Genomic DNA, 13,404 nt, shown 5'->3' on the forward strand with positions numbered 1-13,404 from the left:
GATATGACAACCAATCGTTTAAGCTGCTTGCGAATGCTGTTGGCCGTGCTGTTATTCTCAACGATGATTCTCCAAGCAAGCCCTGTGAAAGTATTCGCCAACACATCGCTAACCGTTAGTCAGACTTTAGAGAATAATAAAGCGGAATTTAAAGTTGTTGATGCCGTAACGTCAAATGATGCGGTATCCATATTGGTCATGCAAAAGCAGACGAACTCCGTGGTCTACACGGACCAAGCGGTTCTTGCAAATGGGGAATTCACATTCAGCACCTTGCTGCCGAAGGGTGAATACAGCGGATTTGTTAGCTCCGCGAGCAATGAGAAGGTGATGCTTCAGGACTTCCGTATCGTAAAGGAAGAGAGCATCGTCGGATTTCGGTCGTTGAATCCGATAACAGCAGCCAAAGGCGCGGTCCTCGTATTGCCAAGCTCCGTCGTTGCCGTCTTCGATGATGGAGCCAATCGCGAGATCGGTGTTCAGTGGATGAACGTACCGACAACGGACAGAGACGGTCAGTATACGCTGATCGGTAAAGTGAATGGAAGCAGCCAAACGGTGAGTTTGGCTGTCAAGGTCGGCGATGGCAGTGCAGGCGGCGGCAATAACAATAACAACAACGGCAATAACAGCAATAACGGGAGCGGGCATAACAATACGAACAGCGGCGGTACAACGTCAAATAATGGCTCGACATCAACGGTCAACAGTTCGACGATAACCGTGCCGTCCAAGCTGGATAGCTCAACAGCTGCAGCCAAAGCAGAAGTCGCACAAGAAGCTGTCAACCATGCATTCGCCCAGGCAGCTGCCGATAAGAAAGGCGTCAAAACAGTCATCATCCATCTGGAACCCATTAACGACGCCGAGGCTTACGAACTGTCACTGCCCGCAAGCGTGTTGGTTCAAGGTGGAAGCAAACAAATCATTGCCATTCATACACCTGTGGGAGACATCAAGTTGCCGGGCAATATGGTAAAATCAGCAGGAACGGGTAGTACCACCATTTCCGTTTCGATTAAAGCAGTTGACCTATCAACGATTGTTGATCCGGAAATGAGAGAAGCCATTGGTGACAGGCCAATCGTAGAATTGAATTTGCTAGCTGACGGCAAGGTTATGAGCTGGGAAAACAAGGATGCACCCGTCCAGGTATCCGTCAAGTATACCCCTCGGCCTGAAGAGAATCCTGAACATTTGGTAGTTTGGTATATAGACGGAGCAGGGAAAGCGGTCAAGGTTCCGAATGCCAAATACGATCCGGCAACAGGAACGGTAACCTTCCGTACGTCCCATTTCAGTACATATGCTGTCTCCTATGGAATGAAGACCTTCGACGATGCAGGTATTTACCCTTGGGCACAAGCGCCAATCGAAGTGTTAGCCTCCAAGGGAATCATTAATGGGATCACGGAGTCTGAGTTCCGTCCGGCAGAGAAAATTACAAGAGCGGACTTCGTGCTTCTCCTGATCAAAACGTTGGGGTTAACGGCGGATTTCAGCGACAATTTCAGCGATGTCAGTCCATCCGACTATTATTATGAAGCAGTGGGTATTGCGAAAAAGCTCGGGATCGCGAATGGAACCGGTACGAATACCTTCAATCCCAAGGAAAATATCTCCCGTCAAGATTTGATGGTTCTCAGCGCAAGAGCACTGACGCTCGCAGGCATTTTGACGAGTCAAGGCAAAGCGGATGATATTCAGAGTTTCAGCGATAAAACGGATATAGCTTCGTATGCAGTAGAAGATATCGCGGCCATGGTGAGGGAAGGAATCGTGAGCGGGGACGGAAGCCTGCTCCATCCGCGCGCGAATGCCACCCGTGCCGAGACTGCCGCTATTATGTACAGGATTTTTAATAAGCTTTAAATAAAATAAGAATAGTTCATGTGGCTTAAGCGCCGATAATCCATTCGATTATCGGTGTTTTTGCTTGGACTGCAGATTGGATAGCGTGAAGCAACAGTTGAAACGAAGCAGCCAATTTCCTCGCCAACAAGATGTAGTATCACATTGCGTATGGGGGGAGGACGAACTAGCTAAGCGGGAGCGTAACTGGAATTTCTCCTGTTAATTTCGCGATATCTAGCTTCAACCGGCGTCATAACTGGAAAATCTCCCGCTAATCGCAGTGAAATGGCCGCCATTCGGTCATTTATCGCAGATTTAACGGGAGATGTTCCAGTTATCCAATAGAGCGAGCTATTTTGTTAGCGGAATAACAGGAGTTTTTCCATTTATCGGTTGGTTGCTTGCACGGCGATCCGGAATTCCAGCAAGTCCAGCCGCCGAAAAAGCCCCAACCACGAACAGGGACTACCACCAAAAGGTGCTGGTCCCTGTTTCCATGCTGCATACGAAAGAGCAAAGCTGCAGCATAATTAATGCTTTGCAAACATATTCAGCAGCAGTTGACATCAGCCTTTTTTGATCGATATTCTAAAACGCAAGCATTGATATACATATTGTTCATGCATCTTGAACTCTTCAGGTAAAATGCTTGTTTTACAAAAACTTAACGAGATATGTCATTGAATATGTCAGTGACATGAATTAAGCTCAATATAGATCACTGAACTAAGTGTTCTCATAGCAAGATGGCAATACGAATCACACAAGGGAATGATGAACTAGCCGCCAATGCTGCCGTCATGATTTTGATTAGAACGAGGGATAACCAGTAATGAAAAATGCACAGGCGTCAAAGAAATCGAGTCTACTGTACCTGCAAATAGCCGATAAGGCTATAGGCATTATCCAGAGCCGCAGGCTTCAACCGCATGATCCAGTCCCTTCGGAAGGAGAACTTGCGAAGCTGTTCGGTGTTAGCCGGATGACGAGTAAGCTGGCGCTGGAACGGTTGGTCGAGCAGGGGCTGGTGTACCGTTTGCCGAGAAGGGGGACCTTCCTTTCCGAACAAAGGGATGGAGAGCCTAACAACGGCGTGCTTCCGCCAATTAATAAAGCGCTTCCAATAAAAGCGGAGAAGAGTAATCAGGTAGCGCTCATAGTGCCCCATCTATCTGATTACACTTCAAAAATTATTGCGGCAGCGGAGAACGAAGTGCGAAAGCACGATTGTGATCTTATTTTGAAAATAAGCAAGGATAAAGATGATGAGGATCGCTGCCTGCAGAGGCTTGTTGAAGGGGGGATCGACGGCATCATTTTATTTCCTCAGGGGCGCAAGACCTGCAGTGATCAGGTGCTGAGATTGAAATTACAGCAGTTTCCGATTGTGATTATCGATCGTATTTTTCGTGAGGTTCAGATTGATTGCGTGTATCACGATCATTATCAAGGCTCTTACCAGATGACCCAATATTTGATCGAGAAAGGGCACCGTGAAATCGGATACACCTCGAACTCGATAGATAATATCACCAGCAGGGAGGAGAGGTACCAAGGTTATATTCAGGCGCTGCTCGATCATGCGATTCCAGTCAAGAACCAATCTATTCTTTTCAAAAGTGTGCCGTGCAATCCGAGCCGTATTAACGAGAGCGACCCCGAACAGGAACGGTTTATTCAGGAGAATCCGCAGATGACGGCCCTCATGTGCGGGGATGATCATGTGGCCATTTCAACCTTATATACAGCTTTGAGTATGGGGATCTCTGTCCCCGATAAGCTTTCAATTGTTGGGTTCTCCGATATCCATTTATCAGCGTTAACACCGATTCCGCTTACAACGGTCAGACAGGATACCGGGCAGCTTGCCCAATCGGCTCTTAATCTTCTTATGAAGCGCATCCATCATTCGCAGGAGAAACAGATTACCATTAAAATTCAAACGAAGATCGTAGAGAGGAAATCCGTTCTTTAGGATTGACAGAAGGAGTTTATATGAAAATTCATTTTCTTGGAACCGCAGCAGCAGAGGGCTTTCCGAATGCATTTTGCCGGTGTGAGTATTGCCTCAAGGCACGGAAGCTCGGGGGAAAAAACATACGCACACGAACATCCGCCATCATTGACGATGTCATCAAATTCGATTATTCGCCAGATTCTTATATGCAGGCGCTTCGAGACAACATTGATTTGGGCGCTATCGAGCACCTGCTTGTCACTCATACGCATTCTGATCATTTCAATGCTTATGATTTGGAATGCCGGAGAGCGGGAATTGCTCACGAGCTTCAGAATCCTCTGCATATCTATGGGAATGATGCCGTGATGTACCACACGCGTGTCGCCATCGGCCGCTTTGAAGGAGAAAGGTTTGCATTTCATCTGCTGCGCCCATTCGAGACGATACAGGTAGGTGATGCACTTGTCACACCGCTCCTTGCGGATCATGACCGGATGGAAACCTGTTTGTTGTACGTGGTCGAAAAGGAAGGCAAAAAGCTGCTGTACGGTCATGATTCGGGCTGGTTTCCAGAAGCTACATGGGCATGGTTGAAGGGGAAAAATCTGGATTGCGCCATACTCGACTGCACGCACGGATACACGGGGAATTCCCGCGACCGCAATCATATGTGTATTGAGACGGTGCTGGAGGCTCAGCGTGAGTTCCGGAAAGAGCATATATTGAAAGAGGAAGGGCAGATCGTCGTCACGCACTTCAGCCATAATTCCAAACTGCTTCACGATGAATTTGACGAAATTTTCAAACCCGCCGGGGTCGTGGTGGCCTATGACGGATTGATCCTTAATATTTAGAAATACAGTTGCGAATGTTTATCATGTCTCTTTAACAAATAACCCACCCTATACCTAAAGGAGCGTCATGTAAATGATAAGAAAAATGGTAGGCGTATCTTTGATATCCATCCTGTGTTTAGCGGTAACGGCTTGCGGTGGAGGCAATACGAACGGTAACACGGCAGGGACTGCCGCACCGGCCAGTACACCCTCTGCATCTGCGCCGGCTGCGAAAGAACCGGTCAAGAATGAAAAATTGATCGTATACACCAATGCGAATTCAGATGGCAGAGGCGACTGGTTAATCCAAAAGGCGAAAGAAGCCGGTTTTGAAATCGATATTGTCGGGGCTGGCGGAGCCAACTTAACGAATCGCTTAATAGCCGAGAAAAACAATCCGGTTGCGGACGTCATTTATGGCTTGAACAACATGCTGTATGAAAATTTAAAGAAAGAAAAAGTGCTTGCCAAATATACCCCGGCATGGGCGGGGGAAATTGAAGCGGGCTTGAACGACACAGAAGGATATTACCACGGTTTGGTCAAGCAAGCGATTCTGATTGGCTATAATCCAAAGTCTTATACGCCGGATACAGCACCGAAGGATTGGTCTGATGTGTATAGCAATCCGCAGTTCAAGGGGAAATATGAGACTCCGACTCAGCTGGATCAAATTACGCCGCAGCTCATCGTGGCGAGCATTTTGACCAAATACAAAGACGACAATGGCCAGTACGGAATTTCCAAACAAGGCTGGGATGAAATCAAGAAGCTGTATGACAACGGCGTCCCGGCGGTTAAAGGGGAAGACTTCTATCAGAATATGGTCAACGGGAAAACTCCGATCGGGGCTGTCGTTTCGGGCACTCTGCAGGCAAAAGAGAAACAATATGGGGTTAAAGCGGGAACTGTAAGTCCGAGTGCCGGAGTACCTATGATTGTAGAACATGCGGCCATTGCGAATGGGACCAAGAAGATGGAAACGGCGAAAAGGTTTATCGACTGGATCGGTTCCGCGGACGTGCAAGGACAATTTGCCGCACAGTTCAATGCGATGCCTGCGAATACGAAAGCTGCTGCAAAAGCAAACAAAGATGTACAGGACCTTTATGCTTCGATTAAGCCTATAGCTTTTGATTGGGTTTTTGTTGCAGGAAATCTCGGGAAATGGGTAGAAAAAATTCAATTGGAAATTATGAAATAAGGTTATGAATGATGCAGGCTGCATGATGGGATTTTGCCATGGATGCAGCCTGTTATTAAAAAAATACTTTTTACAGAGGGTAAAGATGATTACATTCCAAGATGTTCAAATTCATTTCGGTGATTTCCATGCCATCAAGAACCTCAATCTCAACATCAGAGAAGGAGAATTTTTTACGTTTCTCGGGCCATCGGGATGCGGGAAAACGACGATTCTCCGGAGTTTGGTCGGTTTTATCAATCCTGCGAGCGGACAGATCCTGTTGAATGACCGGGATATTACCCAAGTGCCGATAGAAAAGCGAGAAATCAGCATGGTCTTTCAAAGCTATGCTCTGTTTCCCACATTAAACGTATACGAAAACATTGCTTTTGGCATGCGGGTGAAGAAATTCTCTAAAGCCGAAGTAGATAAGCAAGTTAGAGAGATTGCCAGAAAAGTCGATTTAAGCGAGGAACAGCTTGTCAAAAAAGTGTCCGAGTTATCGGGTGGTCAGCAGCAGCGTGTCGCTATCGCCAGAGCTCTTGTGCTCAAGCCAAGCATTCTCGCATTGGATGAGCCTTTGTCCAATCTGGACGCCAAGCTGAGAGTGCAGCTGCGTAATGAGTTAAAGGATCTTCAGAAGAAGTTCGGAATCACAACTGTGTATGTAACGCATGACCAGGAAGAAGCCTTGACTTTATCGGATCGAATCGCAGTATTTAACAAGGGAATTGTTGAACAAGTAGGCACACCGCGAGAAATCTACAATGAATCTAAGACGGAATTTGTATGTAACTTTATCGGCGATATTAATCGGATTCAACCAGCGATTATTCATAACTCACCTTTAAAGGATTTAATTGACCCTGATAAGAAATCTTATATCCGAAACGAGAAAATAAGCCTAACACCAATAGCTCCCGATAAAAATGCCGTTCAATTAAAAGGGAAAATTGTGGATCAGGAATTTTATGGCATATATACGAAGTATTCGGTCGAGATTGCAGGCGGCGGGGTCCTGAAGACCGTCGAAACCGAAAAAGGGCATGATCAATACCAAACAGGAGATGAGATTGACATCTTTATGCACGCCAGCGATATTTTGCAGTACTAGGGGGTAACCTTGTTGAACGTTCAGAATACTAAAAAAGCACGGCCGTCCGTGGCTTTGTCAACATTGATTTTCTATGCTTTGATAGCATGGTTTGTCATCGCCTTTCTGATTTATCCGAATCTTAATGTTTATTACGAAATCTTTTTTGGTAAGGGAAGCTTTTCATTTGAACCCGTTCAAAAGCTGTTATCCTCCGCCCGTGCCATGAAAAGCTTGTACAACAGCTTTATTTTGGCGGTTTCGCTTATTTTCACGGTAAACCTTGTCGGGATCTTTTTGGTTCTGGTGGTCGAATACTTTGATATCAAAGGCGCAAAAATATTAAGGCTTGGTTATTTTACAACTCTTATCTACAGCGGCGTTGTGTTGGTATCCGGTTACAAATTGATTTACGGTGAAACGGGACTTATGACGAAAGTTTTGTCCTTTGTATTTCCTTCCTTTGATACGAATTGGTTTCACGGCTATTGGGCGGTCCTCTTCGTTATGACGTTCGCCTGTACGTCCAACCATGTCCTTTTTCTAAGCAATGCTATGCGCAAAGTGGATTTCCAAACGATCGAAGCAGCGAAAAACATGGGGGCGTCACCCTTTTATATTCTGAGACGCGTCGTTCTTCCCGTGCTAAAACCAACCATTTATGCGTTGACGATCCTCCTCTTTCTTACAGGTTTGGCGGCAACGTCGGCGCCTCTGATTCTGGGGGGGACGGAGTTTCAAACCATTACGCCTATGATTCTTGCCTTCGCGAACAGCACGTATTCCAAAGATTTAGCTGCACTGCTCGCACTCGTTCTCGGTTTGGCAACAATGGTACTGCTTTCAATCATGATCCGATTTGAACGAAAAGGAAATTTCATGTCGGTATCCAAAGTTAAATCCGAGATGGTTAAACAAAAAATTAATCATCAGCTTGCGAATGTGCTTACCCATGCCGCAGCCTATTTGCTCTTTCTGATCTATATCATCCCGGTCATTCTTATTATTGCTTTTTCCTTCACAGATGCCCAAAGTATTGCAAAAGCAACGATTACCTTCAGCAGTTTGACCTTGGACAATTACATCCATGTGTTTTCAAGTCTTTCGGCTTTTAAACCTTATTTGGTAAGTGTCTGCTATGCAGCTGCAGCGTCAGTCGCCGTCGTGGCCTTGGCTTTAATGGCTTCCCGGATATTGCATAAATATAAGAATGCCTGGAGCAGTATGCTGGAATATTCCCTTCTGATCCCGTGGATGCTGCCTTCAACCTTAATTGCAATAGGCCTGATTGTTACCTTTGGTACACCGAGGCTTATTATTGGCAATTACGTGTTGGTCGGATCCGCATGGTTATTGCTCATTGCCTATGTGATCGTCCACATACCATTTACCCTTCGTATGGTGAAGGCGTCCTTCTTCAGTATTGACAGCAGTCTTGAGGATGCAGCCAAAAATTTGGGGGCCAAATCCTTTTATACGTTCAGAAGGGTACTTCTGCCTATCATTCTTCCCTCTACGCTGGCTGTTCTAGCTTTGAATTTCAACGGGATCTTAGCGGATTATGACCTGACCGTATTCCTGTATCACCCTCTATACCAGCCGTTGGGGATCGTTATCAAAAATAGCACGGACGCAGATGCGGTAGCGGATACCAAAGCGCTGACCCTGGTCTATTCTGTCGTTTTGATGGTTATGTCTACCCTCACTTTATATTTTGTATACGGCAGAAGAAGTAAAGGCTAGTGCTAACAGCGGCCGGATCAAATATGGAACGGTTAAAACCTCCTTAGGGAGGTTTTTTGCTGACCCGAGGCTTTCGGCTCCCCTTCGTTTCGCTGACGAAATTCAAGCAACTTCTTCCGTACAGGCACTTCTAGGCACAAACCCACATAGACTAATACTAGTCTTGAAAGCGGAGGCTTCCGAAGCAGCTAAGATCCGCAAACATTGAAGGGGGTGGCTGGAGTGCCTGGGATTTTCAGTGCAATTGCTGTGTTGATTAAGCAGTTAACGTTACTTGTATCCTATGTCAAAAATAACGCGTTTCCACAACCTTTAACGGAAGAAGAGGAAGAAAAGCATCTTAGACTGATGGCAGAAGGCAACGATCATTCAAGGAATAAGCTGATTGAACACAATTTACGGTTAGTTGCCCATATAGTAAAAAAATTCGATAATACAGGTGAAGATCTCGAGGATCTGATCTCGATCGGCACGATCGGTCTAATCAAAGCGATCGAGTCGTTTTCACCGAACAAGGGGACGAAGCTGGCGACTTTTGCGGCGCGCTGTATCGAGAACGAGATCTTGATGCATCTGCGCTCGCTGAAGAAAACGCGCAAGGACGTATCCTTGCATGATCCCATCGGAACGGACAAAGAGGGGAATGAAATTACGCTCATCGACATCCTTGGTACGGAAGCGGACGATGTCGTGGATAAGGTTCAGCTCAAGATAGAGAAAAGTAAGATTTATCGGAATTTGGATATATTGGATGAACGCGAGAAGGAGGTTGTTGTCGGGCGGTTCGGATTAGAGCTCGGAGGGGAAGAACGGACGCAGCGGGAAATTGCGAAGGAGCTGGGGATTAGCCGCTCTTATGTTTCACGGATTGAGAAGCGGGCGCTCATGAAGCTGTATCATGAGTTTTATAAGGCGAAGCGGTAGGGTTGGTCTGGCGTGTCGGATGAGTCGCATACTTCATTTATTTGGTTTCAGATAATGGAGGCGAAGCGTATGACTTTAATCCAGTTGGAGCATGTGAGCAAGAATTATGCGATGGGCGGAGAAATGATTCGAGCGCTCGACGATGTTTCGTTAGAGATTGACCACGGTGAGTTCGTGGCTATTATGGGGCCGTCAGGGTCGGGGAAGTCGACGTTGATGAACATTTTGGGGTGCTTGGATGTTGCGGATCGTGGGGACTATGTTTTGGATGGGAAGGCGATTAATCGGCTGAAGGATTCTCAGCTGGCTGAAATAAGGAACCGAAAGATCGGCTTCGTCTTCCAGAGCTTTAATTTGCTGCCACGGCTGAACGCGTATAAGAATGTGGAGCTGCCGCTCATTTACCGGGGGATGAGCAGGAAGGAGCGGGAGCCGCTTGTGATGCAGGCGCTGGAAGCCGTTGATTTGGTGGACCGCAGGCGGCATCTGCCGTCCGAGCTGTCCGGCGGGCAGCAGCAGCGGGTGGCGATTGCCCGGACGTTGGCCGGGGATCCGGCGATAATTCTGGCGGATGAGCCGACGGGGGCGTTGGACTCCAAGACCGGGACGGAGATTCTGGGGATTTTCCAGAGATTGAATGAGCAGGGCAGGACGGTTGTGTTGATTACGCACGACCTGGCGATTGCGCAGCAGGCGAAGCGGGTTGTGTATTTCAGGGATGGGAAGTTGAATGAGGTTGGGTAGAGAGGACCGGGACTCCGATGGGGTTCCGGTTTTTGGATTTCGTGAATCTCATTACAATGGATGTACTCTGATGGATTCAATATAACAAAAAAATAAGTCAATAAACAATAAAGCAGGATAATGCGTATTTAGAACAAACAAGGTATACTTAGAATTCTAATAATTGTGCAAAATAAAGTTAGCTGTGTATCAACAATTGAAAGCGATTTCAGATTTGTTTTCTTCTAAGAGGGGTGCTTCTATGTATCAAGTGCTTGTTGCTGAAGATGAATTTTGGATACGGAATCAAGTTATTGAACTTGTGGACAAAACACAGGGTTTCAAAGTAATTGGGGCAGCACAGGATGGGGAAGAGGCCTGGAAGCTAATCAATGAGCAATGGCCGGATATTTTGATTACGGATATTATGATGCCTCAAATGGATGGACTTGCTTTACTAAAAAGAATCTATGAATATAATCTCTCGATTTCACCAATTATTATTAGTGGTTATGATAATTTTTCTTATGCTCAGCAGGCCATACGATTCGGTATATCCGAATATTTACTAAAGCCCCTCTCCGAGGACAAAATCAAAGACGCGCTGGAGCAATCCGTACGCCACATGGAACGAACACATAGGTTCCGTGATTATTTTCTCTCGGTTCATGAGTTTTCACATAAGTTAGATACCATGGAACAAGCGAGTGCTTGGAGAGAACTATCCGAACTAATCAAATCCATTTTAAATATTAAAACGGCTCTTCCAACGGAGAAAACCGGGATGCTCCGCATCCTCTCAGATAAAATGACAGACCAAATGCGCTCGAAAGGTGAGTTGCGGGAAGTTGAAGTTTTCACGATTCATGTGCAGGATAAAGAGTCAGTTCTGAAATATTTTTATGGTCTATTGGAAAACTGGTTCAGAAATGTCGAAAAGTCGCCAGATTCCAATAAGCAACTGATTATCAAAAAGGTTCAAGAATATGTGCAAAAAAACTATATGAACGATATTACGCTCTCTCAGATCGCAGAGATTGCGGATCTCAGTGTGTCGAGGTTTTGTGTGATTTTTAAACAGCAGTATCACGATTCGTTCGTTAATTATGTCAATCAAGTTCGAATTGATAAAGCGAAGCAACTGTTGTTAGAGACGGACTTGAAAATTTATGAAGTGGCTGATATGGTGGGATTTTCCACTCTGCCATATTTCAACCGGTTGTTCAAATCGGTAACCGGACACTCTCCAAACGAATATAAGAGGAGCTTGGGATTATGAGGCGGGGATTAAAGTTCATCCAAAACTCCTCGATCACGGCAAGAATGTTCACGCTTTTCTTTGGCCTTTCCATTCTTGTCGTTGTTTTGATGGCCAGCTTCTCATTTTATTTCTACAATAAAGCTGTTAAGCATGATTTTAAAACGATAACAGGTGAAGCTTCAGAACGACTCAGTTATCATCTTGAATTCTATTTGAAACAAATGGCTCAATCTACTGGCACGATGATCACGAATTCGTTGACTCAGGACTGGTTGGAGGGGGAACGTCCGCTCACCTCCCAGGATGTTAATGATTTGCATAGAGCCTTAGAAATGTATATCTCGTTCAATTTCCGTGAAATTGTTAACCTTTACCTTGTATCGTCGGATAAACGCGTTTTTGCTTTGAATCCGCTCAAAAATAACGATTATTCGCATGAACCTTGGTTTCAGCAGACTCCCACAGGCAAATCGGCAACGATGCCAACCTATCGTACGGATAATGGCCAGCCTGTGATGAGTATGTTAATTCCCGTGTACAGTACGCAGGATGTGAAGTTAATCGGCAATCTGGTCATCGAGTTTTCTTTAGCTGAAGTTAAATCCACCTTCATGAAATCCAATTTAGGTTCTAACGGTTTCTTCTTTATGTTGTCTGACAAAGGTGAAGTGGTTTATTACCCGCAAGAAAGCTGGCTAGGTCAGCCGCTTCAGGAGACGGATTTGGCTGTGCTGGATTTGAGGGATACGGGACGTTCGAGCGTTCAATGGTGGAACGGCCGCAAGTCGCTTGTGGATGTAATAAAGTCTGAACAAACTGGCTGGTATATCGTCGCAATCGTTCCGTATCAAGAAATTGCAAGCGGTTTGAATTCAGCTATCAACTCTTCCATAATCACAGTGATCATCATCATTATCTGCTTGGTTGGAATCATTCCATTAGTGCTCCGTAAATTCATCGAGCCGGTCAAAAAAATGAAGTCGGCGATGGAGCGCGTATCACGAGGTGACTTGTCTATTCGGGTAGATCAAATATCCGATATTAATGAATTCCAAAGTCTCAGTCATAGTTTCAATAAAATGGTTGATCAACTGAATGAGAACATCCAGATGGTAGCTGAGCTGGAAGTGAAAGAAGTGAAACTACAGCTTCACCAACAGGAGGCGACCATTCAAGCACTTCAAAATCAGATTAATCCGCATTTGCTTTACAATACATTAGGGATCATCAGCGGTATTGCTTCAATTGAGGATAGCCCGTTAATCGGGACCATTTCGCAAAACCTTGCGGATATATATCGGTATGCGGCCAGTTTTTCAAATATGGAAGTAACACTTAGCGACGAACTGTCCATTCTCAGAAAATATTTAGACATCATTCATGTCCGATTTCCTAGAAGGTTCGATAGTAAAGTGGTAATTCATGAGAAATACCTGAACTGTAGAATTCTGAAGCTGACCTTGCAGCCCATTGTCGAGAATGCGGTGAAGTATGGTGTCGAAGCTCGTGGCGGAGGCGGCGCGATTATTGTAACAGCGTTCGCTGAGGGACAAGATCTTATTATTGAAATAGCCGATAATGGTCCTGGCATTGATGAAGCGAAGCAAAGAAGTTACCATCAGGAATTTCAAGTCAGTCTGGCTGATGACACGATTCACGGCCGCGAGTCGCTTGGATTACCCAATGTTCATAATCGCATTCGATTGAAGTATGGAGCAGGCTATGGCATTGCTATTCATTCGTTTCCGGGACGGGGGACTGTAACTTCGGTACGGATCCCCTTATTGTCCATCGAAAACGCAAGTGAAAGATAGGTCAACAAAT

Annotated in this window: 10 protein-coding genes; all 10 read left to right on the forward strand. The window is 45.6% G+C overall.

All coding sequences use genetic code 11. From position 1 onward, the window contains the following. Nucleotides 1-3 precede the first annotated feature (3 nt). The 10 genes from J2X61_RS17935 to J2X61_RS17980 all read left to right on the forward strand — a co-directional run bounded on the left by J2X61_RS17935 (nt 4) and on the right by J2X61_RS17980 (nt 13,394). The gene (locus J2X61_RS17935) at nt 4-1,872 is read left to right on the forward strand and encodes an S-layer homology domain-containing protein (RefSeq protein ID WP_310189522.1); all 1,869 of its coding nucleotides are present in this window, start codon (nt 4-6) and stop codon (nt 1,870-1,872) included. Between the two features lie 814 nt (nt 1,873-2,686). Continuing rightward, complete coding sequence (locus tag J2X61_RS17940; protein WP_274470560.1) at nt 2,687-3,829, forward strand: GntR family transcriptional regulator; 1,143 nt, start codon at nt 2,687-2,689, stop codon at nt 3,827-3,829. 20 nt (nt 3,830-3,849) lie between these two features. Beyond that, the gene (locus tag J2X61_RS17945) at nt 3,850-4,668 is read left to right on the forward strand and encodes an MBL fold metallo-hydrolase (RefSeq protein WP_310189524.1); all 819 of its coding nucleotides are present in this window, start codon (nt 3,850-3,852) and stop codon (nt 4,666-4,668) included. Between the two features lie 73 nt (nt 4,669-4,741). Continuing rightward, complete coding sequence (locus J2X61_RS17950; RefSeq protein WP_274470558.1) at nt 4,742-5,854, forward strand: extracellular solute-binding protein; 1,113 nt, start codon at nt 4,742-4,744, stop codon at nt 5,852-5,854. An 85-nt stretch (nt 5,855-5,939) separates the two neighbouring features. Continuing rightward, nucleotides 5,940-6,950, forward strand: a complete 1,011-nt coding sequence (locus J2X61_RS17955) for an ABC transporter ATP-binding protein (RefSeq protein WP_274470928.1) — start codon at nt 5,940-5,942, stop codon at nt 6,948-6,950. Nucleotides 6,951-6,998: 48 nt separating this feature from the next. Then, nucleotides 6,999-8,672, forward strand: coding sequence for an ABC transporter permease (locus J2X61_RS17960; protein ID WP_396135467.1), 1,674 nt, complete (start codon nt 6,999-7,001; stop codon nt 8,670-8,672). A 222-nt stretch (nt 8,673-8,894) separates the two neighbouring features. Beyond that, nucleotides 8,895-9,596: an RNA polymerase sporulation sigma factor SigK gene (sigK, locus tag J2X61_RS17965; protein WP_274470555.1), complete on the forward strand. Its 702-nt coding sequence runs from the start codon at nt 8,895-8,897 to the stop codon at nt 9,594-9,596. Between the two features lie 69 nt (nt 9,597-9,665). After that, complete coding sequence (locus tag J2X61_RS17970; RefSeq protein ID WP_310189526.1) at nt 9,666-10,340, forward strand: ABC transporter ATP-binding protein; 675 nt, start codon at nt 9,666-9,668, stop codon at nt 10,338-10,340. 241 nt (nt 10,341-10,581) lie between these two features. Further along, nucleotides 10,582-11,598, forward strand: coding sequence for a response regulator transcription factor (locus tag J2X61_RS17975; RefSeq protein ID WP_310189527.1), 1,017 nt, complete (start codon nt 10,582-10,584; stop codon nt 11,596-11,598). After that, nucleotides 11,595-13,394, forward strand: a complete 1,800-nt coding sequence (locus tag J2X61_RS17980) for a cache domain-containing sensor histidine kinase (RefSeq protein WP_274470552.1) — start codon at nt 11,595-11,597, stop codon at nt 13,392-13,394. Before J2X61_RS17975 ends, J2X61_RS17980 begins: the two co-directional genes overlap by 4 nt. Nucleotides 13,395-13,404 lie beyond the last annotated feature (10 nt).

It is taken from the genome of Bacillus sp. 3255 (assembly GCF_031456485.1).
In the GTDB taxonomy this organism is placed as follows: Bacteria; Bacillota; Bacilli; order Paenibacillales; family NBRC-103111; genus Paenibacillus_E.

Bases quoted from the DNA above. Each gene is read 5' to 3' on its own strand.
- J2X61_RS17935 (WP_310189522.1), top strand. From the start codon at position 4: ATGACAACCAATCGTTTAAGCTGCTTGCGAATGCTGTTGGCCGTGCTG.
- J2X61_RS17940 (WP_274470560.1), top strand. From the start codon at position 2,687: ATGAAAAATGCACAGGCGTCAAAGAAATCGAGTCTACTGTACCTGCAA.
- J2X61_RS17945 (WP_310189524.1), top strand. From the start codon at position 3,850: ATGAAAATTCATTTTCTTGGAACCGCAGCAGCAGAGGGCTTTCCGAAT.
- J2X61_RS17950 (WP_274470558.1), top strand. From the start codon at position 4,742: ATGATAAGAAAAATGGTAGGCGTATCTTTGATATCCATCCTGTGTTTA.
- J2X61_RS17955 (WP_274470928.1), top strand. From the start codon at position 5,940: ATGATTACATTCCAAGATGTTCAAATTCATTTCGGTGATTTCCATGCC.
- J2X61_RS17970 (WP_310189526.1), top strand. From the start codon at position 9,666: ATGACTTTAATCCAGTTGGAGCATGTGAGCAAGAATTATGCGATGGGC.
- J2X61_RS17975 (WP_310189527.1), top strand. From the start codon at position 10,582: ATGTATCAAGTGCTTGTTGCTGAAGATGAATTTTGGATACGGAATCAA.
- J2X61_RS17980 (WP_274470552.1), top strand. From the start codon at position 11,595: ATGAGGCGGGGATTAAAGTTCATCCAAAACTCCTCGATCACGGCAAGA.